The sequence below is a fragment of the Lactovum miscens genome, assembly GCF_014202895.1.
Classification (GTDB): domain Bacteria; phylum Bacillota; class Bacilli; order Lactobacillales; family Streptococcaceae; genus Lactovum; species Lactovum miscens.
Window position 1 is genome coordinate 17,641 of record NZ_JACHHV010000016.1, and the last position, 24,438, is coordinate 42,078.

Here is a 24,438-nt window from a genome sequence, read left to right on the forward strand (position 1 = left end):
CATGATGAACCATTTGCATTGACATAGTTCATTAATTGTACTAGTATTTAATCATGAATCAAACCGAAAAGAAGAAAAATTCGATTCTTAAAACAACGTTTCAACTCCTAAATGAAAAAACGATCAGTGCCATTACTGTAGATGAGATAGCAGAAAAGGCTGAAGTTTCTAAAGTCACAATTTTTAAATATTATGAATCCAAAAACAAACTCATGAAGACTGTTATTATGAAAGCCTTCGAGCATATGGGGGAAGATGTAAAAAGGCTCATAGCTTCCGACTTAAACTTTGAGGAAACCTACAAAGGGATTACCAAAATGAAATTCAAACAGCTCGGACGTTATACACCTCAGTTTACTGAAAACTTGATGTCTGAGTATTCCAACGACCCCGATTTTTTTGACACTGATACCATGGCCTTGCAAATGCAGGTCTATAAAGAGCTATTTAGTAAAGGCCAACGTGAAGGCAAGATTTCTGTAAACTTGACTCAGGACGACTTCATGTTTATTTTAAATATCTTCGTTGAAGGAATGAAGGGTCTGAGTGCTGAGCGCTTATTTGACAAAACTGAATTAATTACAAATTTCTTTATTAATGGTCTATCTAAATAAAAAGAATTTTCAAATTGAAAATTCTTTTTATTAGTCTTATTCTTGTCACCTCTAAACTGATGAATAAACAATACAACCTAATTTTTATTCTGCATATCAGCCTAATGATCAACCACAGCCCTGACATCGAAATAGGTAATAACTTTCATCATGTTTTGTTTTAACAAAAAAGTTTCACTTTAAATGCATATCTGTATCAATTAAAATCGTCACAATATATTGTTATTTATTATTTTTTGATATGTTGAAACTAACATTACGGATTAAAATATTGATAAAAATTGATTGAATGCTGATTACTTAAGAATCAGAAGTCTATTTAGATTAATAAGTTTTATTAATTATATGTGTTCTTTTATTAAAAATTAATTTTTGGCTCAAACAATTCTAATAACTTTATATAAAATTGTTTCGAAAAAATCATTTTATACTAATGATTTTAAATTTACTGGCAATTTACCGATTAAAAAACTTTGAATATATAATAAGGTCCTTAAATTCATCATTATAAATTAAATGCTCTTTTAATGTGGCTTCATGCTCAAAGTTTAACCTTTCAGCTACTGCACGACTCTTATTGTTGTCACTCTCAGCTATAATCGTTAACTTATGAAGATTAAGCTCTTTAAAAACTACTTCTATAAATCTTTTTACACTTTCAGTCATAATTCCATGTCCTTGAACATCTTTTGAAATCCAATAACCTATTTCTGCACGCATATTTTTGCGACTAATATTATGTAGATCTATAATTCCTACTGCCTTGCCATTGATAAGGATTGTAGTGACAATTGTTTTATTAAGAGCTATATCTTTCCTTGCCATTTCAATAAATTTACTCTCATCTTCAATTGAATGAATTTCATCTACCCAGGGAAGCCACCTTCTAAGACTTAAGTAATCGGTGTTAATTGTTTCATAAAGAGATTTTACATGAGAAATTTCAGGAAAGTCTAGGGTTACAATATCGTTTCCTATTTTAAATTGTGTGAAAGTGGACATAGTTTCCTCTTTTCATGAACAAAGATGCTCATATTTTATATCAAAAAATAAAAATCTAAATAATATGATTTCACTATATTATCATAATTATGTAAAAAACCACAATGATTAGACTACTTATTCATATAATTAATTATATATTTTAAATTAACAAGGATAAAAATAAAAAGATTTATATAATATAATGTTACAACGTTTGCACATTATTTTTTTAATAATGCTTAAGGCGATAAAGTCCACTAACAAATTAATACTAAGACATTATTTATAAAGCAATGTTAATTATTGCACGAATAACGTATTACACAAAAGAAACCATCCTTTAAAAAGGGTAGTTTCTAGAATTTATTTTAATTTTCCCAACTCTTTTGTTACTATATCTTAAGATTAGGATTTGCAAGACGGGAGTCTACTTTGACTTGTGCCTTTCATCCTATAGAACCTTCCATTGAATAGGAAATAAGCCGATTTAATTCAACCGCATATTCCATAGGAAGTTCCTTAGTAAATGGCTCTATGAATCCCATAACGATCATATCTGTGGCTTCTTTTTCTGTTAAACCGCGACTCATAAGATAATAAAGCTGCTCCTCTGAAATCTTTGAAACCTTAGCTTCATGTTCAAGTGCAACATGTGAGTTATGAATTTCATTGAATGGTATTGTATCCGACTTCGAAATGTCATCCATGATAATGGTATCACACTCAATATGAGACTTTGACTTAGCTGAGTCTTTGTTAAATGTAACTTGACCACGGTAATTGACAATCCCTCCCCCTCGAGCGATTGACTTCGAAATAATACTTGAGCTTGTATTCGGTGCATTATGAATCATTTTCGCACCAGTATCTTGATTTTGTCCAGTATTTGCAAAAGCAACTGAAAGCATTGTTCCACGAGCACCAGGACCATTTAAATAAACGGACGGATACTTCATTGAAATCTTCGCACCGAGATTACCATCTACCCATTCAACAGTTGCATTTGCAGCTGCACTAGCGCGCTTAGTTACCAAATTCAAGACATTGTCAGACCAGTTTTGAATGGTTGAATAACGCATGTATCCACCTTCTTCTACGAAGATTTCAACTACAGCCGCATGAAGTGAAGTTGCTGAATAAGTTGGTGCTGTACAGCCCTCAATGTATTGAACGGAGCCACCTTCTTCTACAATAATCAAAGTTCGCTCAAACTGACCAGACTTCTCATTATTAATACGGAAATAGGCTTGAACTGGTATCTCACATTTCACACCTTTTGGCACATAGAGGAAGCTTCCACCCGACCAGACAGCTGAGTTCAGAGCAGCCAACTTGTTGTCTGTAGGTGGAACCAATTTGCTAAAATATTTTCTGAAAATCTCAGGATATTCTCGGAGTGCTGTATCTGTATCCGTAAAGATAATACCCAATTTTTCAAATTCGTCCTTCATGTTATGATAAACCACTTCTGACTCATATTGTGCACTAGCTCCCGCGAGATAAGAGCGTTCTGCTTCAGGAATTCCGATCTTTTCGAATGTTTCCTTTATTTCATTTGGTACATCGTCCCATGTTCGTGCTGACTTGTCAGAAGCCTTTTGATAGTAAACAATGTCATCATAATTAATAAAGCTCAAGTCGGGTCCCCATTTTGGTGCGTCAATTTTCTTAAAAGACTCGTAAGATTTTAGACGAAATTTAAGCATCCAGTCTGGTTCATTTTTAGCAGCTGAAATCTGACGAATAACTTCTTCATTTAAGCCAAGGCCAGTCGTATATTCCAACGTTGCGTTATCATGAAAGCCAAATTTATATTCTTCGAGTACAGGGACTTCATTTGCTTTATTTTTTTCAACTAAAGACGGTACTTTTCTTTTTATATTTGTATCTGCCATATTCTCTCCTTGTAAGAGTCAAGCTGTGCTTGACTTTCTAACATCTTACTCAGCTTTTATTCATGTGTTTCTGAAAGATTGGCAGAGCCAACTTCCAATGCCTTTTTTAAGGCATTCCAAGGTAAGGTTGAACACTTTACCCTCTGTGGAAACTTGGCAACCCCCTTTAAAAATAGGGCATCACCTAAGTTATCAAGATCCAATTCTTCCTGCCCAGTCACCATTTTGCTAAACAAGTCAGCCAATTCCAGAACTTCTTCTTTACTTTTTCCTAAGACTACTTCTGTCATCATTGAAGCTGAGGCCGTTGAAATGGTGCAACCATGTCCAGAGAAAGCAATATCTTTAACCTTGTTTTCTTCTAAATTCACTGTCAGACGGATCACATCACCACAAGTAGGATTATTTAGATCTACAACACAACCAACTTGTAGCTTTCCAGCATTTCTTGGATGATCTGCATGGTCACGAATAGCCATTTGTTCAAATTTTGAGCCATAGAGTTCATTTAATTTACTAAGTGCCATTATAATAATTGCTCCAATTCCATCGGCCTTAATTCTAATGCTTGCCTACACCAAGGATATTTGTCTTTGACAAGTTCATAATCCGAACCTTTAGACAATAACTTTGCCCTTGCCGTCAACCGGAAACCAATTCCAGGATAATCGTTAAACCCAGATACTTCACGAACCGCTAATAAAGCAAGTACGGTATCATTGATTGCGATATCTGCTTCAAAGTGTTTAAAGCCCGCAGCTGGTGCCAATAGATAACCATTTTTGGTCAAAGTTAAGTAAGAGATCCAAGTTCCAGTTGCATGTGGGGACGCTTCAGATCCCCAACTCGTCAAAGCCACTTCGCCTTCATATTTTAGTAATTCTAAAAATTTATCTGTCAAAATCTCAAACATTGAAAAACTCCTTCGCTTGTAAAATTCCCTCAACTAGCTTGTCGCAATCGTCCTTTGTTGTATACAAATAGAAGCTAGCTCGTGCAGTAGCCGATGTTCCCAGATAATTGAGTAAGGGTTGAGCACAATGGTGACCAGCCCTAACCGCAATACCTTGCATATCAAGTGCTGTTGCTAAATCATGTGGATGTAGATTGTCAATGTTAAAAGCAATCACACCCGTACGTAGTGAATTATCTTCAGGGCCATATATTGTCAAGCCTGAAATTGCTCTCATCTTTGGCATGATGTAGTCAACCAACTCTTGCTCATGTTGATGAATAGCATCTATTCCGATTGAGTTGAGATAGTCTACCGCTGCACCAAGCCCAATTGCACCAGAAATATTTGGGGTACCAGCTTCAAACTTCCAAGGTAGCTCTGTCCATGTTGAATGATCCTCATAAACAAAATCAATCATCTCACCACCAAATTCAATTGGTTCAAATTTTTCCAAAAGTTCTTGCTTACCATAGAGCACACCGATACCTGTTGGTGCCATCATCTTGTGACCAGAGAAGGCAAAGAAATCAACATCTAAATTTTGGACATCAATAGCCATATGTGGTGTAGACTGTGCACCATCCACAACAACCAATGTTCCATATTGATGAGCAAGCTTAGTAATCTCCTTAACCGGGTTAATTACACCAAGAACATTTGACACATGAGTAATAGATAGAAACTTAGTCTTGCTTGTGAGTTTGGCAGCCAAATCATTTAGATCAAGTTTCCCATCCTTTAAGTATACAAATTTCAGACTTGCTCCTGTCGCTTTGGCTGCTTGTTGCCAAGGAACAAGATTCGAATGATGTTCCATCACCGTAATCAAAATTTCATCATCGGGTTGTAAAACTTGACGAGCAAATTGGGCCACCCAATTTAAAGATTGAGTCGTCCCCTTCGTCCAAAGTATTTCTTTAGCTGACCTCGCATTAATAAAAGAACGAAGCTTTTCACGTGCCCCTTCAAATTTAGCCGTTGCACGTTCAGCCAATGTATGTACACCACGATGAACATTAGCATTATCATTTCCATAATAATGCTTCAAAGCGTCAAGTACCTGTTTTGGTTTCTGAGTCGTTGCTGCATTATCCAAATAGACCAAAGCTTCATCATTGACAACTTGATCTAAGATTGGAAAATCTTTGATAATTTTCTCAGAGTCTAACATTAAATTCCCAACTTTCGATCAATTGTAGCTATAAATTCTTCACGGACAGACTTGACAGGAATGTTTGTTATAACAGACCCAAGGAATCCACGAATTACTAATTTTTTAGCTGCTTGCTCATCAAGTCCACGACTCATAAGATAATACATATCATCTGGATCAATTTGGCCAATAGAGGCTGCATGGCCTGCAGTGACATCATTTTCATCAATTAAAAGAATGGGATTAGCATCAGCTTTGGCTTTATCAGACAGCATCAAAACACGTGATTCTTGTTGCGCATCCGCACCTTTTGCACCATTAATAATGTGACCAATGCCATTGAAAGTCAACGTTCCTCTTTCAAGGATAACCCCATGTTGGAGAATATGACCAACTGAATTTTTACCATAGTTAGTCACACGTGTGTCAATACCTTGGATCTGTTTGCCCATAGAAATACCAACAGCTTTTAATTCAGCATGAGATCCATTTCCTTTAAGGTCACTGTCAAAATCACATATTACATTACCATCATTCATGACACCTATTGACCAATCAATCGTTGCATCATTCCCAATTAGACCTCGACGGCTAACAAAAGCGGTGACATTAACACCAAGACGGTCAATTGCAGAAAATTTGACTTGAGCACCATCTAAAGCTATTACTTCAACTGCTACTGATGCAGTCACCTTAGCTATTGATTCACCTTTGGTTTCGAGACGTTCCAAATAGTTAATCTTTGAATTGCGTCCGGCGATGATTAGAATGTGCTTGTTAAAATTTATCGCCTCTGAACCATCCTGATAAAAAATAGCTTCAATTGGTGAATCAACTTCAACGTTATCAGGCACATAAAGCACCATACCAGAATTAAAAGCGGCATAATGGGCAGCCGTCAAACGATCTTCATTAGTTGCTATAGCTGATCCTAAGTATTTTTCAATAATTTCAGGAATTTCTTCTATGGCAGAATAAAAGTCAGTGAAAACGACACCTTTTTCGATTAATTCAGGTGATATTTGTTCTAAAACTGTATTTGTACCAGCTTGAACCAACAGAGGATAATCTGGAATCTCCGTGAAGCTAGCTACAGAATTGTTTTCATCAGACTCAGCAAGTGTGATGTTGTCAAGCTTCCAGCTATTAAAACGGACCCGTTCGATGCGTGGTAATTCAAGAACTTGAGCATCATTAAAAGACTTTTGACGCAGGTCTGACAACCATTCCGGCTCAGCATGACTTTCAGAAAAAGCTTTAATCTCTTTATTTACTTCCCCCATAAGTTTATACCTCTTCTTTATAATCAAGCCCAAGTTCTTCTGCGATCTTGGCATAACCTTCTTTTTCAAGTCGTTGAGCTAATTCTGCACCACCAGTCTTCACCACTTTACCATCCATTAAGATGTGAACATAATCTGGAGTGATATAGTCAAGCAATCGTTGGTAATGAGTAATTATCATCGCACCAAAGTTTTCACCACGCATAGCATTAACACCTTTTGAAACAACCTTCAAAGCATCAATGTCAAGACCTGAGTCAATTTCATCAAGAATAGCAAAAGTTGGTTCAAGCATCATTAATTGAAGAATTTCATTACGTTTTTTTTCTCCACCTGAGAAACCTTCATTCAAATAACGCTCGGCCATTTCTTCCTTCATATTAAGCAAGTTCATATTTCTATCAAGTTTTTTAATAAAATCCCTGACTGAAATCTTATTATCCTCAGCACGACGGGCGTTGATTGCCGCACGCATGAATTCAGCATTTGTCACTCCTTGAATCTCAGATGGATATTGCATTCCAAGGAAGAGGCCTAAACGTGCACGCTCATCTACCGGAAGATCAACGATATTATTGCCATCAAAGAGGATTGATCCACTTGTCACATGATAATGGGGATTACCCATAATTGCAGCTGACAATGTTGACTTACCGTTTCCGTTAGGTCCCATGATGGCATGAACTTCATTTGTTTTAAAAGTCAAATTGATTCCCTTCAGGATTTCCGTATGAACCCCATTTTCATCAACGCCGACGTGAAGATCTTTTATCTCTAAAGTTGTCATAAATAGCCTTTCTATCTATAAGCCATGTCGGGCAGACAAGGCTTTTTCTCAATCCGATACTAATTCCACTAGATTTAGTGTCAAAAATGTTTTACAAAACTAATTATAACAAAAAGCCTCACCTTTTGTATAACTTTTTCACAGTTCCAAAGGTTCCTAACTGCAATGAATTTAACAAATTCACAAGACTGATTGTCCATCTTTTCTTCAAATATCTTCATTTTTATTAATATTTTTTTATTCTAGCCTATAATTTTGATAAAGCTAACCAGCTAAACTTTCTAAAATAAGCTTGGGTGTGTTAACCTCAAACTGACTGAGCTTTAAGCCGCCACCTATCTCTTTTAGCAACTATTTCCTTTATTAAAGTTAACATCCTAATAAATTAGCTCTAATGATTCAGAAATTGGTTTCTTAATCAATTTAAATCTCATCAAAACTCTTTGTTCAATTATTACTACGTTCCTGTTTTTATCTGACTTGATAAATTCTCCATCTCCCAATCAACTTCTCTTCCTACTCACCGATAGATTTATCCGTTATTGAGAATATTAAAAAAAATTGCGAATTTGTAAACTCGTAATCTTTTAAATAATTAAACCGCGAACTACCGCACAATCATCACAGAAATTGGTGAATTTTTAGCAATATATTCCGCTTGTGAGCCTAGCAAACGTTTGAGACCTTTTTTCTTATTTGAATTTGACCCGATAACAAGAAGATCAGCTTTGGAAGCAGGGATAACCTTTTTGACTATCACTGCGCCCGCAATACCTTCTTCTACGATGACTTCCACTTTCTCAACTCCCGCTTCTTTTGCACGTTGTTGATAAGCCTTGATATTTTCCTCTAATTTTGTACGTTCGCTCCGCACATGATCCTTATCAAGTGCCTGATATACATTCATTTCATTTCCTTCAAGAATTGAAGTAATTATTAATGTTGCATCTATTTTTTTAGCTTCACGGATTGCATAACGAAAGCCCATTTGAGCATCTTCTGAATCATCTACCCCAACTAAAATCCGCTTAAATTCCTCAGTTTTATCCATTTTTTCTCCAAAATCTAAAGTAACTATAGTCGATGAAGTATCATACTACCGACAAACAGAACAAAGATTACAAGTATCACAAACAAAATTCAATTTAACAACTTATCTAACTTCTCGTTGAATTTGATATTTTTTCAGAAACTCATAAATCTCAAATCCAATTATAACACCAGCGCGTTCATTAGCATATCGTTCACATCGGTTACGCCAATTTCAAAATGAACTGCAAAAACTCAAAAATCACACCAGTCAATAGAATAATTCCAAACTTTTTACCAAAAGACTAGCGTTTTACATTGATGCTGAACAGTGTGCCATGCTATAAGGAATAAAGGCAAGAATATTTCAAATATCTGACTATTACCACCGTCGGTATAAAAAGAAATGAAATTCAAGGTATGCCCCATCAATAATTCTACATGTAGAATAAGAATACCGATTAACTTGAAAAAACAGTCAAACAAGAATAATAAAATAGAAAATAAACAAGAATTCAAAAATATTCACATATCTTTCTTTTCCTTCATCTCTCTTGATTTTTTAAAAGTTTCACTTTCAGCATAACGTTTATTTCCCTTATACAATTCAATTATCGTCCAAATAAGCAATGCCAATACCACAACAATTAATAAGTAAGCAATGCCATGTGCAATAGTAATTTGATTCACAGTAGGATTTTTTCCAAAAAAGCCTTCAATCGCTGCGGGTAAACCTTCTAAATTTAGAAAGGTCAAGGAAATGACAGAAATCCATCCCAAAGCTTTAATAAACAACCCATTTTTAAATCGTTCTCCCATTTCCACTTGCGAATCTGTCATCATAAGAAGCGGTAACATAGAAAATGGTAAAGCAAAAGCAAGAAAAACTTGTGAATTATTCATCAAATTATTCAATGCAATGTGCTCATTAATTGAAGATTGTCCGGCAGTCAAAAGAACAGCAATCAGTACTGGAATAACTGAAAGTAATCGTGTTATAAGACGCCTTAGCCAGAGTGGTATACGCATGTGGACAAACCCCTCCATTATTACCTGCCCAGATAATGTTCCAGTGATTGTTGAGTTTTGCCCCGAAGCAAGCAGTGCTACAGCAAAAAGTGCCGATAATGCTCCTGATTTAGCTACAGAAGCTAAAACACCGTTACTTAAAGAATTTGCATCAGAAAGTGCATGATAAAGTCCAAAGAAAGATGGGTCCTTAACACCTCCTGACTTAAAAACTGCAACTCCTGTAATAAGCAATAATGCATTCACCACAAATGCTAAAGTTAACTGAATATTAGAGTCCCAAGTCGTGAATCGAACTGTTCGAGCCACATCTTCTTCATCATTGTGATCAATTTTACGTGTCTGAGAAATAGCTGAATGTAGGTAAAGATTGTGTGGCATAACGGTTGCTCCAATAATTCCCAATGAACCTTGGAGGGCCGAAATTCCATTGACTTGTGGTTGATTAGCAAACGTTTGACTTGTTGGTATCAGTCCTTTAACAACCCCCAACCAATCTGGATTGGACAATGCGACTTGATAAACAAAAACAAGCAGAATAACAAGAATTAGGCAAACTACAATTGCCTCAATTTTTCGAAAACCTACTCGAGTTAGTAGTAAAAGTAAAAGAACATCAAGAACTGTGATGAAAACCGCAACAATGATCGGTATGCCAAAGAGGAGATAAAGGGCAATTGCAGCTCCAATAACCTCCGCAATATCCGTTGCCATAATCGCAAGCTCCGTTAAAATCCAAAGTACAATCCCCAAAGATTGACTAGTTCTCGCACGTATTGCTTGCGCTAGGTCCATTTGGGTCACAATGCCTAGCTTAGCTGCCATATACTGAAGCAACATAGCCACAAGGCTAGAAAGCAAAATAACCGACATGAGGAGATAACCGAAATTTTGTCCACCGGTGATAGATGTGGACCAGTTACCAGGATCCATGTATCCGACGGCAACCAATGCTCCCGGACCTGAATACATAAAAAGTGTCTTCAAGAAACCTTTATCTCTGGGAACCTCAACTGTTCCATTAATTTCACCTAAAGATCTGCCGTTGGCATAATGAAGTTGTACAATTCCTTTTTTCTTTTTTTTTGCCAAATTTTCCCTTCTTCAAAATATTCTAATAAAGTTTCTCAAATTAATTATAACAAAAAATAATTATGTTTTTTCTGATGGCAAATTGTAAAATCAAACGAATACTTACTCATAAGAAAAGAGCTCCAAAAGTTAGATTTATAAAGTCCAACTTTTGGATGTCATATCAAATTTATTTCAACCCTTTTTAGGTAGTTGTTACCCAATATCTAGCAATAATTTCCCCATCTTCTCTCTCGTAATAAGACTCCAATATCCCACCAACTTTTTCTATGGTAGCCCTACTAGCTTTATTATCTTTTAGCGCTGTAATAAAAACTTGCTTAATGTTCCGTTTATTATATTTAGTTAATGCAAAAGTCAAAAGTTTATACATTATACCCTTGCCTCTGAAATTTGGGGAGGTTATATAACCTATATGACCTCCTTCAGTTGAGAGATTTCCTTTATCAAGCTCCCATCTACAATCAATTTTTGCACAAATATCTTCACCATCCAAATAATAAAAAGTAGTCATTGTTGAATAATTAGGAATAATAGTATAATTCTCTAATTTATTTCTTTCTACTAAATATTCCTCATAGTTATTGATCTCCTTTATCGTTGATAAAGAATACCTAAAACCAGAATTTTTTTCCTTAAGTAAATCATTGTTAAACTTTTCAAAGCGATTCTTGTCTTCTATATTCAACGTTCTAATTTTATACTCCATAAACATCCTCCTAGGTCTAAAAACACTTCAATTACCAATTATGGTCAAGTTACTTTCCAACTCATTTTTTGCATCTTATTATAAACTTCGTATATTATTTTATTTTCTCTCAAGAAGGTAAAAATAATTTCGACTTATAATTATCATCTAATCTTGCACCAAATGCAATACACATTTCAGGAAACTTAGAATAGCATCACTTGAACTAGCATATGTTCAATTATTAGGTGTAAAAATATTTATATAAACACATCCTTAATTTTCCAATCATACTGAGGTCCATATTTTTAAGTTATGATTCTATGGAAAATTGTGAAATTATTTTAGCATCTGAATTACTTTTCTGCTTGTTTTCGTTCAAATTCAAGTCTAAGAAATTCAGTTGCTTTTTGCTTACTTCAGGTGGCTAAATTAAATTTTCAATTTGCCATTTTTTTGTAGCCAACTTATTTTTACAATTTTCCATCTAAAGTTTATATTAATATGAAATCTCGCTTAAAAACTTTTTCAGAACAGAACTGATAGAGTTCTCCCCTTTTGTAAAGATAATCTCCAATAGAAGCTCTTAAGTTTCCTCCCAAGAAAGCACCATTTGAATCTCTAGCATCAAGTAATAGAAATTGTCGTGGTCGCTTCCCAACAACTAATTTATTTATCTTTTTTACACTTTCTTCTTTCATAAAAAAGGTTGCCAGCATTGGAAGTCCTCCCATTTCATCATCCCAAAAAACTTTATGACTCTCAAATGCTTCTTTTACCCAAGCATCAGTGGGTGTTTTATCTGTAATCTTCCAAACATCAACCGTATCATTTCCTAATTTTGCCCTCATTTTTGTTCTCCATTTTTAATTTGTAAAAATTTTAAAATATAAGCTTCTTGTTTTAAAAGATCTTTAGAATCACTATCTTCTAACTCTATATAAATTTTATAAGCTCCCTGATAATCCTTCATATCATATAGATATTTGACACCTATTGCACTTAACAAGTCAATTCCTCTATGGGTAATCTCTTCAGATGTGGTAAGTGTCAAATAATTAGCAGTAAATCTTCAAAACTGAATTTTTGGTTAGATGTTAAAGCTATTTCTGAGCTCCTGAGGGCCAAATGCGCTTGGTAAAGTGAAGTGTAAATCCCACTTCATCATCTTCTTGAGCTCTGAAGTTGGTTTCTGATAAGATCTAAATAAATGACAAAGTCTCCATAGATTACATTTCTCAAAGGCTAGGACATAGTTCTATTCAAACAACACAAGGGTACTATCTACAATTACTCCAAGGAAAAAACATCTGCAAGATACACATGCCTTAAATTTGTTAAATTCTTTATCGGATAGTTAAATATTTTCGACAATTTTCGACAAATAAGTTCCAAGAACGTTGACACAGAGCCAATCTGTTTAACGTTTTGAAAACTACCTTAGTAATATTGTGTTACTATTCATCTTAGCAAATCCTTTTATATCCCTATTTTATAATTTTTCTATCAGTTATAAACTGACAAAAATGTATGCAATTTGACACTATTTCCCTCAATGACGGATGAATACCTTTTTATGTTAATTATGCATTAGAACTAAAATTTTAAACAGTAATAAACTCTTTCAATTTTAATTTCGATTCGGAAATTATTTTATTTGGGTAGTTTAAATTTTCAAGAGTAGCTATTGCATTTGTAGTTGTAGAAATACCTTCCCTAATTTTATAATCACTCTTATTTGTAGTTTGTGAACTAGTAAAATAATAATATTTATTAAAATCTATGCCTGATTTTATCAGTTCAATATCATGAGTCGTTATCATATACAAACAATTCTCATTTTTTAACCAATTCATAAGGCTAGTCCCAATAGATACTCTTTCAGCTGAATTTGTGCCACTAAAAATTTCATCTAAAAATAGATAATTAAATTTATCAGATGACAAATTATCAATCAAAATCTTTATTCGCTTGCCTTCTGCAACAAAATGACTTTCCCCATTCATAACGTTATCACCAATGTTTATTGAACTTGATACTCCTCCGTATGATAACGAAAAATATTTAGCAAGTGCGAAATTCAAGCTTTGAGCCAGAATACAATTTATAGCGGTCGTTCTCATAAAGGTTGATTTTCCTGATGCATTATCTCCACTAATAACGATATTATTATAAAATTTAATAGAATTACTAACTGGATTTTTTAAAAGAGGATGATATATTTCTTTTGCTTTTAAACCCTTTTCATTAGAAAATATTGGTTTACAGTGATAAATGCTGTATTCCAGGTAATTCAAATTTGATATAGCAGCATCCAAATTTGATATTATATCCAAAATCTCTTTTATAGAATCGTTGTACTTAAATAATTTACTATTTAATTGTGAATAAGCAATAAAAGGAATCATAAATATCGCATTAATATATTCAAATATTATTGATGTTTCAGAAACGTCTGTTTTATAATTAAAAGCATACCCTAAAAAATTCAAAATTTTAAATTTATTCAAATCTCGAGCAAGAACATTACTATCTGGAAAATCTAACTTTTTTAAAACATTTGACACATGAATAATTCGTACTAAATATGACATTCTTTCTAATTCAAGCTCTAATGAATATTTTCTAAATACATAGAATATAATATTAAAGGAAACACTAAAAATAAATATCAAAGAACCAAGTATGTTATTTATAAAAGCTGTAAGAAGAGATAGTGCTGGTAACAACCCCAATATTATGTACATTCTATCATATCTAACTTTTTGTAATCCTGAGCCATATACAATTTGAAATGTCAAATTGTTGTTTTTCTTTCCTAATTTTGCCAGTACATTCTGGATTCTCTCTCTTACACTCTCATTTTCCAAAAGATATGATTTTAAATTCTCAAAATCATCATCTATTGAAAACTTGAGTAATCTCATTTTTGAATATAATAATTCTCCACCTAAACTAGTTTGGGTACTATTTATTTGAGAGAAAATTTGTTGTAGATCTAAATTATCCCATGTATCGTCGTCTATATAGCAATCATAAAGAATATTTTTTTTCCGAACTAAAAAACTAGATGCGAGGCTATCAACTGTGTCTCCCCGTCTTTTCTGAGTATGAAGCAGAGTTCCCCACATCTTTTTCAAGGATTTTTTTGTCTTTTGCGCTTCAAAGTAATTCGTTATCAAATTAACTGACAACGACAAGAAAACAAACGCTATACCAATAAAAATCCCGAATACCATTACCTCTCCTTATCTGATTATAAAAAGTTGAATAAGAAAAAAACTAGTTCCTATCAATGCTACAACATTCAAAAAAATCAACAAATATTTTAATACAGGGTTAAAATATCTCAAAGAATATTTTAAAGCACCTGAAACGAATAACATAGAAACAGGTAACGCTAAAACATTGAATTTGCTTCCAGAAGTTGGTTGATTTGTCAGTATAAACCCAAAATTTATTTTTATTGTTTCTGGTAAAAACAGTAATAATAAAATGAGGGATAAGCCAAACTCTAAAATAGTCCACACGATGAAAAAATCAGCAATATCATGTCTCTTAACAATATCATATTTCTTAATCACGTATCTCCTTATACTTATTATATTAAATATTCGATAAACTTTCTTGTTTTAATTTCTTTTCAAAAATATCATTAAATAATAATTTTTGGCAAATTGTAAAATTAAGTTAGCCACCTGAAGCAAGAAAAAAACAACTGAATCTCTTAGACTTGAGTTTGAAAGAACAAAAAGTAGAAAAGGATTCAGATGCAAGATGATTCTATCACAAAAGGCAAAGAAATTACTTATGCAGAACGTCAGGTAAGTGTCAAATAATTAGCAGTAAATCTTCAAAACTGAATTTTGGGTTAAATGTTGAAGCTCCTTCTGAGCTTCTGAGGCCCAAAATGCGCTTGACAAGGGGAATGGTAATCCATTTCATCACCTTCTTGAGTTCTGAAGTTGGCTTCCGATAAGATTTAAAAAGGTGGTGCCAGTCGTAAGCTGGTACCTCAATTTCTGGAAGTGAGTCATAATCAGTGTAGGCGTTAAAGTTTTGATTTTGACCTGCGCTGAGTAATTTAACCATTGCGAGCCCTAGCTTCACTCCAACGTCGGCCTTGTTTCTTCATGCGATAAGTATACAAACGTTAGTGGCTCTCACACGTCAATGGCTGCCTCTGTCTCCTTGAGAAGGTTTCAGGTGTTTTTTTATTGCTTTAGGTGGCTAACTTAATTTTACAATTTGCCAATATATAAATTTAAATCAATGCTGTGATACTCAGTTTTGTTCAAAAACAAATCAAAATTCCCATGATATATAAATATTGTTGTCATCTTCATTTCCTTAATATAAGAGATGAAGTTAAAAACAACAGAATCTTCCAGATTAGATAATACTTCATCCAAAATCAAAATATTTGGTTTACTTAATAGCGCTCGAATGAGTTTGATTTTTTGCAACTGTCCACTACTCAACGCTATTGTGACTGATGACACCTCCTGTGATAATGGTAACTCAAAACTCAGGGTATTAATTAGCCTAAGTAATTGGTCTGTTTCGTAAGACTCAATTCCTTTAATCATATTGTCTTTAATAGTACCATCAAATAAAAAATTTTCCTGTGGAACATAAACAATCTGACTATCAGGTTTCTTTTTTATTTCTCCTTCAAAATTTTCATGGTAACCTACTAATGTTTTTAATAAAATAGACTTTCCCACTCCGTTTGACCCTGAAATTCTAAGAATATCCTCTTCCAAAAGCGAAAACGAGAGCCTTTTAGTAAATAGGGCTTTGTGCTCTACATATGGTATAAAATTTTTTACAAACAGTAACTCTTTATCTTTCAAAGTTGAAAATTTATACTCACCCAAAGAATAAGTTTCGCTTGAAAAATTTAACGATTCAATCCGAGCAATCGAAACTTTCATTTGAGAAAATAATGCGGGAATATCTAATAATTTTCCTACTGGTAAGAACAGCATTGCTGAATAACTATTAAAAGCAACTAATGAACCTAATGATAATTGATGATGAACTACCAAAAGACTCCCAAAAAACAAGGTAATCAGTGGGATAATCACTGTTAAAAGTCCTGAAATATTACCCAAAAATGATAATATGGTGTTTGTTTTAATGTTTACATCTTTGACTTGCTCTACTGAATTAGTGAATTCTTTTTGTTCTACATCTTTTAATTTGTACAGATCAATTAATAATTTATTACGCACATAAGCATTTAAGAAGCCAATCAGCCGATCTCGGTATTCTTGAAGCTTTTTTGATAAAGTAAAAACTTTTTTAGAAGTGATATAAGATACGAATACAAAAACAGGGATGGTCAATAAAATCAAAAGAGTCAATTTTAAATCTAAACTAAGCAGGACAACCATATAAAGAATGATAAGGAGAATATTTGGAATGCTATTCAATAATATTGAAAGAAGTTGGTTCCCAATAACTTCACAGTCATTGATAATAGTATTGATAAACAGCCCATTATTTTTAGAATTTTCTTTTGAATCCAGAAATCTTTCAGCAATCTTTTGCCGAAAATCAAAGATAATGAGCTGAAGCCATTTAGAAGAAAAGTAACTAATAGCTACGTTAATAGGAATCAAGGACACAACCAATACCATAGTTATTATTAAAATCGTCCTTAAGTTCTGTAGATGACCGCTTACCAACACATTATCAATAATGAATTTCGTGATATAGGGAAAAACTGTACTGACTACTACCTGTAAAAATATGAATATTCCTAAAATAAAAAGCAAAAATTTGTGTTTCACAAATATATTTTTATAATTTATTTTCATAAGGCATCTCCATATTATTAATATCTTTAGAAAAAGGCAAATTGCAACTTTAATTTAGCCACACCGATACATCTGAAGCGGTGTCTGATACTCGAAAACATTTTTCTTGGATAATGATTCATCTAAGTCTCAATTTTAGAAACAGCCTGAACTGTTGTTTGTTTTGTTCCTTTGGATAAGAAACGTCTTATCATGCGGTTATGATTCTCATTGCTTCCACGCTCAAAGCTGGCATAGGCATGACAATAGTAAACCGGACAAGTCACCGCCTCATGAAGGCGGGCAAATTCACGCCCATTATCTGAAGTAAGAGATTCGAACTGAGTTTCCTTTTGAAGTGCTAAGAGTGCCGTATTGACGGATTGGGCAGACTTATCTGGAATTAAACGAATGGTTTCATTGAGGGCCGAAGTGAGCTTAGAACGACGACCGCAGTGACTTTTATTGGCTCTGTGGCATTCATGTGCGTGAGTTGCAGAGTACCTTGTCTTGGTCTTTAGTTGAACCTGTCCCCCGCTTGAGTTCATGATGAATTGTCTGAGGGACTTTATTTAAGAGTTGAGCGATCTGACGATTACTTAGCTTCTCCTTGTTGTGCCAACGTTCAATCAACTGACGTTCTGCATAAGTAATTTCTTTGCCTTTTGTGATAGAATCATCTTGCATCTGAATCCTTTTCTACTTTTTGTTCTTACAAACTCAAGTCTAAGAGATTCAGGTATTTTTTTCTTAAGGTGGCTAAACTAATTTTACAATTGCCATCTTTAGAAAAAGTAAAGCTCACATCTTCTTATGTATGCCTTACTATCAAAATCACCTTTATTTTTGATTTCTATTTATTACTGAAATAATTAGGCTTGCAATAATAAGCACAACAATCACAGCTCCTAAAATGAGTACCAGAGGTATCGTGATGTTTGCAAGAGAAGGAGAAACACCACTAATTATCCCCAAAATTACCACAGGAATAGCCAAAGCAATTGCTGAATTTGACATATAGTAAACTGCTTTATATGCATTACTTACCTTTTTTGAGGGGACAACGTTCCCTTTTGAAGCATCTGATACAATTTGAGGTTGTTTCTCTTTCAATTCCTCAATAAATTTCTGAGGATTTTCAACTCCTAATACTAACTGATTTACTTCTTCATCAATTACTTCAATTAAAACAGGCTCCTCATGTCTTTTAATATTAACATAAGCTTTTACTCCATCTTTGTCATATAAACCACTATTATTACCAAAAAAGCTAGTTCCTGCAACCCGCCAACCTCCTCCATTGTTGAGGATGCCATAATCTCTTGTAATACTTTTTATATGCGTAAATGGAATACTAAAGTGACCTTTAAAGCCTAAAAGTCTAGAAATCCCTAAAGGATTTACATCCATAGTTGACTGATTGATATTAATTTCATTACTTGGCATACAGTTCTCCTTTCATTGATTATATTTTCCCTAATTTCTTAATGTCTGAGCATTTGCTATAGCAGTATGTTGAGGATAATTATCAATACCATAGGCTGGAAGAGAGATATAAAAGTCGTTCAGCAAAGATTGGTTTTCAGAAAAAACCTCCCAGTTAGAGTCATACCCCCCTTTTTGTCCAGTATCTGTCCAAGTACTATCTGCTCCATACCATGAACCACCAAGGTTTAATTCATTCCATGTATGCAAATAATTAGCTTCTCCAGCTGACGAAGCTGCATAAAGCTCAGGAGTGATGTTATCTACTACAACCGATTGAAGACCAGCATATAAAAATCCAAGTTGAGTCAATTCAGTATATTCTTGACATACACCACCTCCTATATTATAGGCTTCTAATCCTGCACCATAGTCGTCTTGAGGTACAGAAACATAAGATTGTAATACCCCTATAGCAAGTCCTCGTGAATATAAATCTCCACTTTTTTGTGCTTCGTTTGAATCATCAGTAGAATATTGTAATCTATCATCAATAAGCTGAACTATTGCATCAGCTTTTTGTGACTTACTGTTCTTACCTTTTAGTGCCACTGAAAAATCATACATTATATTATACACAGTTTGTATCTGACTTTTTGAATACTGAGCCTGAACGTATTCACCTTGATTATTTTCAAGCTTAATTGCAGAAAAACCTTTTTCTATTGGCAATACCGAATGTACTTGAAAAGCATGTAGTATATTATAATCATACCAATCATAATTAACAGCAAGCTCTTTATCAGTAAGATTAAATAGTTGAGTTTCAGAAATCGTGTTGGGACTTGACTTCATTATCAATTGTTCCTGATTAGCATCAAGCGATCTAGGTTGGTAATTTGAATTAATTTGAGAATTTATTAGCTTTAATTTAAATCTAGGTGCTTTTTTGAAAAAATGAGATCCATCCTTCACTACCTTATCAAAATCATGATTTCTTTGATTTATAGTTTGAGCTTTAGAAATCATTGGAAAACAAAGCAAACTTGTTAATAAAATTAGCGAAAAACCACCAATAGAATGTTTAATCATTTTAATTTCTCCTTGAATAAAACATAGATTTAGAATAATTAAGACATCGCTTTTTCAATAACCATTTTCTGAGTGTATCTTGAAAGTACATCATCTTTTAAAATGTAATAATTCTCTTTAATGGCACTAAGCAAGTCCTTATTATTGTACAGATACGCACAATATAGGCATTTATGTGCAAAGATAGGAGGTTGCTCCCCTAACCATTGAGAGGCAACTTCAACTATCTTCTTAGGACCATCTAGGAAAATCCAAATTTTTAAAAAATCATTATGATGTTTCTCGAATATTTCTTTTAATTTTGAATTTTCAAGCTTGCCCAAGTGAAATTCTTCAATGTCGTTGACAGTAAGTCCGCAACAAGCCATAATGTCGCCTCTTGGTTCTAAAGCAATTGTATCAAAAATCCCTTCACAGCCGCTCTCGATAGAATCATCCATTACAGATTCATCATATTGGTATATTGTATCTGTATGGAAAGAAACCCACGTGGCTGATAAAAGTTGCAAGTATTTTTCGTTTTCAGTATTTGCAATATATTGTTGATATAGTGGGTGATTTATAAAATCATTTGCTTTAAATTTTTTGCTTTTATTTGATTCAACAGAAATACAAGTTGTGATTTCATTTTCTGTAGCCGCAATAGTAGCATTTAATACACTTTCTACAGGGATATATTGTTGATGACTGTCTCCTGTAGAAAAGTTTATTTCTGTTAAGCCACTCTCGTGCAAAGCTGCTACTTTTTTTCTGGCTAAGCCTAAAGATTTACCCCAAAAGCCATTTGTTACACATCTTGTCATTAGTCCTAAGTCATTAGCATACTTGATGCTCTGTACTAATAAAGAAAATTCAATAAAACATTCTCCACCAGAAAAAACAACAATTTTTACTGATGGTATCTCTTTGATTTGATCCAGAAAATACTTCACTTTATCAAAATTCAAAGACGTCCCTTGTAAATGGGGCCCACAAGAAAAACAACATTCATCACACCGAGCCACACATTGATAGGTCATTAAAACTGCAGCCATTTCAGGATTAGGCTCAATTATATTATTCATAACTTTCCATACCATTATATTCTTTTACATACAAAATGAACTCGGTTACAACACTTGTTGCAAATTTTAAGCCTCCTCGTTCCATAGCAGCACTTACCAGACTACTAAAGTAATTTTGATTAACGGATTTGAGAATGGCGCTGTTTTGATTGGGCTTTTCTCCTCCAAGAACGAGAACTGCTCCAGCTACAATAACTGCTAATGCAAGCACTACAAAGGTCGCTCCCACAGCAACTGTTCCAACATTTAATCCAGCTGCAGCATTAACAAAAACACCGACGTTTACCGCAGCTTTGCTCTCCATTCTCACAGGAATTCCATAAGCATTATTTAATGTAACATTAGAGTCTAAACGAAATTTTTTCATAAATTCTACAGGACTGGGCAAATCAGTAATAATAGCACTGTTTTCATAATCGAAAGCTGCAGTCATAGCAGAGGATACATCCAGATTAAAATTGGATTCATTATTGAAGTTTTTGAGTGGTTCTCCAAAAAGTCGAGTATTGTTGGTCATAATAAGGCCTCCTTTTTAAATTAGCTTTTGATATTAAGAACAATTTCTAATATCTTTTACGTTAGTTTGACATAGAATTAAGTGGATAATGTAGCATAGAACTAAGTGGATAATGTAACTTATTAATACTCATCTGTTTCCAATAAATATATAGTTATTAAATAAAAAGCAGTAATACAGTAATATAAGATGGTTATGATTTTATTTATGAGATTTTAGGAAACACTTGTTTCCTATTTTTATATTTTTTCAATAACTTATTGAAATTAGAAGGCATTTTGTGATAACAATTAACGAAAACGAGATTTTTATTTATGATAATAACAACAGACAACCAACAGAAAGTTATCGATACCTTTTTCCTCATTGCAAAAGAAACTCCGAGTGTCAATAAAATCACTTTACAAATGATAGCTTCTCGTCTTGGTATACGTAGAGAGAGTATTTACAAATACTGTTTTAGAATACCTAATGAAATACTAGAAAGAGCTCACTATTTAGTTGATAAAAAAATTGAAGAGTCAGTTAATGAGTTTGTCAATGGGGAACGCCATGATTTTGCGGTCTTTCTTTCTCATGAAATACTTCCCCTTCTATATGAAAAAAGAGATTGGTTGCAAATTTTGTATAATACAATCCTTGATCCAAAATGGGGGAAAATTTTAGAAAAAAATATGTACCCCTTATTGAAAATACCTTGATAATATCGGAAAAGTATGGCAAATTGCAAATTTAATTAGCCACCCCGATACATCTGAAGTGGTGTCTGATACTTGAACATTTTTCTTGGCTTCTTCATAATACTTAACATCTATAACCGATTTAAACATGTAATTTAAACCTGCATAGTTATTACTATTTCCTTCAGTTACGAAATACTCTTTCATAACAGCCCCTGCCTTAATGCAAGTATAGAAGTTAAAATCAATTCCTATACCATTATGATATTAATATAATTAATTTCCTGTTGCAGTATTATAAGCATAACCAATGATGCTTATAATATTAAGCCAATCGTTCCATCCGCCACCATTGATTTCCATAAGTTCATCATCTGTTACCATCTGATATTATTAAATAATTGTTCAAAATTATTATTCATTGTGTACTTCTTTTTAAAATTTGCAATTTTCCTTTACTAAACGACTAAGTATACTCTATAGATAGAGATATGCTTTTAACATAATCAAAAATAGTACATTGGACTCACCTTCTCTCCAAAAAAATTCTGTCTAACCTTAGACATCAGAAAATTAACCGAGTAAATCATCATAAGATATGAATAATCTTTTGTTAACTTTTCCCTCTGTCCCTAAGGGCACAAAGGCATTAATCTTACTTCAGAAACTCCAAGCTCTCCTGCAAGTTTCAACATATTTTGAATGGTGTGTTTATTTTTCTTAGTCAAAACCATTGCTAAACACACTGGAATTTCTTTTTCATTAACACAGATATACTTTTAAGGGCCTTCTCTAGTGTTCCTCTCCCTCTTATTACTGCAACATTTATTCTCATAATTGGAGATTCAAGCGATACTCGCGCTTCTCGTAAATATTTAGAATTTTCTAAAAAATTTGACGTTTTCTCTCTCTCAAGAAATTCTGTCCATCTGTAGAGAAAGAATAATAAATTTTCGACTTTTCCAATTTATTAAGTATGCAATCAAAATATTTTGATTCCGCTGGTTCTCCACCCAACAAAGAAACTTGGACAATTTCTTTCTCCTTAATTATTTTCAAGATATTACTGACTTCATCAAAACTAAGATCATGACCAACGTAATCTTCTAAATAACAAAATTTACACCTTAAATTACAACGACTTGTTATAAACCATTTAACGTCTATTGGATTTTTTAAATACTCAACCTCAATATAAAAAGGATAACTTGGTATCCCAAATTAATCCTATATTACCCTATTTTAAATTTTTTAAATATTCAATTTGAATATATGAAACACGCTATAATTTTTCAATCTCCTTTTCTAGATTTCTTGCTTGATCAACTTCTCCATAATATTCTAAAGTGTCGGCACACTTTTGCATTTCTTTTTTTCCTTTTTCCCTAAATCCTTGAAGATACTCATAATGCCCTTCATGATACTTTAACATTATTTTTTCATAAAAAAAATCTGATGAGATTTCCATTGCTCTTAAATGATTAATATATTTAAAAGCTTGGACCAAATCACTTCGTAATAACCATACATTAATGATGTTTAAAAGTGTTCTGATAACAATTTGTTGATTTAAATGAATCGTATGATAAAAATTAGTTCTCCCTAATATATACGAGCCATAATAAGACAACATAGTATTATCAAAAAAGTTTAAGCAGTTACCAAATATCCATAGCTCATATCTACCCCATTCTTGTACATCATCTAGGTAATCAGTTATAAATAGAACATCTTCCTTCATGATTTTTGAGCCTGACGCAAGTGCTAAAATAGCTCTAACTACCTTTTCATCAATCTTATAATACTTTCGAGTTGGAAAATTAGCTGATTTACCTTCCCATTCTTTAACCATTGATTTTAACTTTACGAGATCTCTTTTAACATAAGCTTGAGATAACTCTCTTCTGAATGAATAATTTTCCGACGCAGTGTAATTGTCATAAATTGTTTGAAATTCATCCAAAGACACATTTGAATTTTTAAGTGAAACAAAGAATTTACTAACCGTAATATCCGACTCCCCTGACTCAAATTTTGACTGCTGAGCCTCTGAAAACTCACCAGTAGTCACATCCTTTAAGGTTAAACCTTTGGCCTTTCTTATCAAAGCAAAGGTTTCTCCAATTTTTAGATTTAATTTTTTATCCATTTGTATATTTTCTTTCATATATTCAATATCTTAAAATATTATTAAAATAATGTTATAACATTATACCATTGTTATTTATATCACTAAATTATAAAAGGAGCTGGTAAGTGTCAAATAATTGGCTGTAAATCTTCAAAACTGAATTTTTGTTTATATTTTAAAGCCCATCCTGAGCTTATGAGATCCAAGATGTACTTG

Annotated in this window: 25 protein-coding genes and 1 pseudogene; 2 read left to right on the top strand and 24 right to left on the bottom strand. The window is 33.3% G+C overall.

The genetic code is table 11. The features are described from left to right. Positions 1 to 53 precede the first annotated feature (53 nt). Positions 54 to 614, top strand: a complete 561-nt coding sequence (locus HNQ37_RS05165; protein ID WP_183539968.1) for a TetR/AcrR family transcriptional regulator — start codon at positions 54 to 56, stop codon at positions 612 to 614. A gap of 456 nt (positions 615 to 1,070) precedes the next feature. Here HNQ37_RS05165 and HNQ37_RS05170 read toward each other — a convergent pair whose 3' ends face one another. The 21 genes and pseudogenes from HNQ37_RS05170 to HNQ37_RS05275 form a co-directional block, all read right to left on the bottom strand. Next, entirely contained in the window at positions 1,071 to 1,616 is a 546-nt protein-coding gene (locus HNQ37_RS05170) for a GNAT family N-acetyltransferase (protein WP_183539971.1), read from the bottom strand. 428 nt (positions 1,617 to 2,044) lie between these two features. Next, positions 2,045 to 3,493, bottom strand: a complete 1,449-nt coding sequence (gene sufB / locus HNQ37_RS05175; RefSeq protein WP_183539972.1) for a Fe-S cluster assembly protein SufB — start codon at positions 3,491 to 3,493, stop codon at positions 2,045 to 2,047. A 56-nt stretch (positions 3,494 to 3,549) separates the two neighbouring features. Next, a complete protein-coding gene (gene sufU / locus HNQ37_RS05180) occupies positions 3,550 to 4,020 on the bottom strand; it encodes a Fe-S cluster assembly sulfur transfer protein SufU (protein ID WP_183539974.1) in 471 nt (156 codons plus the stop codon). Further along, positions 4,020 to 4,397, bottom strand: coding sequence for a PNPOx family protein (locus HNQ37_RS05185; protein WP_183540015.1), 378 nt, complete (start codon positions 4,395 to 4,397; stop codon positions 4,020 to 4,022). The genes sufU and HNQ37_RS05185 overlap by 1 nt, the downstream gene beginning before the upstream one ends. 1 nt (position 4,398) lies before the next feature. Then, positions 4,399 to 5,619 (bottom strand): cysteine desulfurase, encoded by a 1,221-nt coding sequence (locus tag HNQ37_RS05190; RefSeq protein ID WP_183539977.1) that lies wholly within the window; start codon positions 5,617 to 5,619, stop codon positions 4,399 to 4,401. After that, entirely contained in the window at positions 5,619 to 6,884 is a 1,266-nt protein-coding gene (gene sufD / locus HNQ37_RS05195; RefSeq protein ID WP_246415601.1) for a Fe-S cluster assembly protein SufD, read from the bottom strand. Before sufD ends, HNQ37_RS05190 begins: the two co-directional genes overlap by 1 nt. Before the next feature lie 4 nt (positions 6,885 to 6,888). Then, positions 6,889 to 7,671, bottom strand: a complete 783-nt coding sequence (sufC, locus tag HNQ37_RS05200; protein WP_183539979.1) for a Fe-S cluster assembly ATPase SufC — start codon at positions 7,669 to 7,671, stop codon at positions 6,889 to 6,891. 607 nt (positions 7,672 to 8,278) lie between these two features. Next, positions 8,279 to 8,722, bottom strand: coding sequence for a universal stress protein (locus HNQ37_RS05205; RefSeq protein ID WP_183539981.1), 444 nt, complete (start codon positions 8,720 to 8,722; stop codon positions 8,279 to 8,281). Between the two features lie 503 nt (positions 8,723 to 9,225). Then, positions 9,226 to 10,821: an Nramp family divalent metal transporter gene (locus HNQ37_RS05210; RefSeq protein ID WP_183539983.1), complete on the bottom strand. Its 1,596-nt coding sequence runs from the start codon at positions 10,819 to 10,821 to the stop codon at positions 9,226 to 9,228. Between the two features lie 184 nt (positions 10,822 to 11,005). Beyond that, positions 11,006 to 11,530, bottom strand: a complete 525-nt coding sequence (locus HNQ37_RS05215) for a GNAT family N-acetyltransferase (RefSeq protein WP_183539985.1) — start codon at positions 11,528 to 11,530, stop codon at positions 11,006 to 11,008. 473 nt (positions 11,531 to 12,003) lie between these two features. Further along, positions 12,004 to 12,360, bottom strand: coding sequence for a hypothetical protein (locus tag HNQ37_RS05220; protein WP_183539987.1), 357 nt, complete (start codon positions 12,358 to 12,360; stop codon positions 12,004 to 12,006). Further along, positions 12,357 to 12,518, bottom strand: coding sequence for a hypothetical protein (locus HNQ37_RS05225; protein ID WP_183539989.1), 162 nt, complete (start codon positions 12,516 to 12,518; stop codon positions 12,357 to 12,359). The genes HNQ37_RS05220 and HNQ37_RS05225 overlap by 4 nt, the downstream gene beginning before the upstream one ends. Before the next feature lie 595 nt (positions 12,519 to 13,113). Then, the gene (locus HNQ37_RS05230) at positions 13,114 to 14,748 is read right to left on the bottom strand and encodes a MutS-related protein (protein WP_183539991.1); all 1,635 of its coding nucleotides are present in this window, start codon (positions 14,746 to 14,748) and stop codon (positions 13,114 to 13,116) included. Between the two features lie 9 nt (positions 14,749 to 14,757). Beyond that, a complete protein-coding gene (locus tag HNQ37_RS05235) occupies positions 14,758 to 15,093 on the bottom strand; it encodes a hypothetical protein (protein ID WP_183539993.1) in 336 nt (111 codons plus the stop codon). Positions 15,094 to 15,340: 247 nt separating this feature from the next. Beyond that, entirely contained in the window at positions 15,341 to 15,601 is a 261-nt protein-coding gene (locus HNQ37_RS05240; protein ID WP_183539995.1) for a hypothetical protein, read from the bottom strand. Between the two features lie 149 nt (positions 15,602 to 15,750). Beyond that, the gene (locus tag HNQ37_RS05245; RefSeq protein WP_183539997.1) at positions 15,751 to 17,334 is read right to left on the bottom strand and encodes an ABC transporter ATP-binding protein; all 1,584 of its coding nucleotides are present in this window, start codon (positions 17,332 to 17,334) and stop codon (positions 15,751 to 15,753) included. A 26-nt stretch (positions 17,335 to 17,360) separates the two neighbouring features. Beyond that, positions 17,361 to 18,000, bottom strand: a pseudogene (locus HNQ37_RS08690) (IS30 family transposase). Positions 18,001 to 18,153: 153 nt separating this feature from the next. Beyond that, positions 18,154 to 18,759 carry a PH domain-containing protein gene (locus HNQ37_RS05260; RefSeq protein WP_183540003.1) on the bottom strand — a complete coding sequence of 202 codons (606 nt, stop codon included), beginning with the start codon at positions 18,757 to 18,759 and terminating at the stop codon, positions 18,154 to 18,156. 30 nt (positions 18,760 to 18,789) lie between these two features. Next, positions 18,790 to 19,830 carry a transglutaminase-like domain-containing protein gene (locus HNQ37_RS05265; RefSeq protein ID WP_183540005.1) on the bottom strand — a complete coding sequence of 347 codons (1,041 nt, stop codon included), beginning with the start codon at positions 19,828 to 19,830 and terminating at the stop codon, positions 18,790 to 18,792. Between the two features lie 38 nt (positions 19,831 to 19,868). Further along, positions 19,869 to 20,894: a radical SAM protein gene (locus tag HNQ37_RS05270; protein ID WP_183540007.1), complete on the bottom strand. Its 1,026-nt coding sequence runs from the start codon at positions 20,892 to 20,894 to the stop codon at positions 19,869 to 19,871. Next, positions 20,887 to 21,411, bottom strand: coding sequence for a hypothetical protein (locus tag HNQ37_RS05275; RefSeq protein WP_183540009.1), 525 nt, complete (start codon positions 21,409 to 21,411; stop codon positions 20,887 to 20,889). Before HNQ37_RS05275 ends, HNQ37_RS05270 begins: the two co-directional genes overlap by 8 nt. Before the next feature lie 314 nt (positions 21,412 to 21,725). Here HNQ37_RS05275 and HNQ37_RS05280 point away from each other — a divergent pair, with 314 nt between their 5' ends. Beyond that, entirely contained in the window at positions 21,726 to 22,112 is a 387-nt protein-coding gene (locus tag HNQ37_RS05280) for a hypothetical protein (protein ID WP_183540011.1), read from the top strand. Here the strand turns inward: HNQ37_RS05280 and HNQ37_RS05285 are convergent. The 3 genes from HNQ37_RS05285 to HNQ37_RS05295 all read right to left on the bottom strand — a co-directional run bounded on the left by HNQ37_RS05285 (position 22,095) and on the right by HNQ37_RS05295 (position 24,258). Next, entirely contained in the window at positions 22,095 to 22,298 is a 204-nt protein-coding gene (locus HNQ37_RS05285; protein WP_183540013.1) for a hypothetical protein, read from the bottom strand. The genes HNQ37_RS05280 and HNQ37_RS05285 overlap by 18 nt on opposite strands. A 678-nt stretch (positions 22,299 to 22,976) precedes the next feature. Further along, positions 22,977 to 23,306, bottom strand: coding sequence for a radical SAM protein (locus tag HNQ37_RS08695; RefSeq protein WP_183540017.1), 330 nt, complete (start codon positions 23,304 to 23,306; stop codon positions 22,977 to 22,979). Positions 23,307 to 23,373: 67 nt separating this feature from the next. Then, entirely contained in the window at positions 23,374 to 24,258 is an 885-nt protein-coding gene (locus HNQ37_RS05295; RefSeq protein WP_246415603.1) for an Rgg family transcriptional regulator, read from the bottom strand. Positions 24,259 to 24,438: the final 180 nt, after the last annotated feature.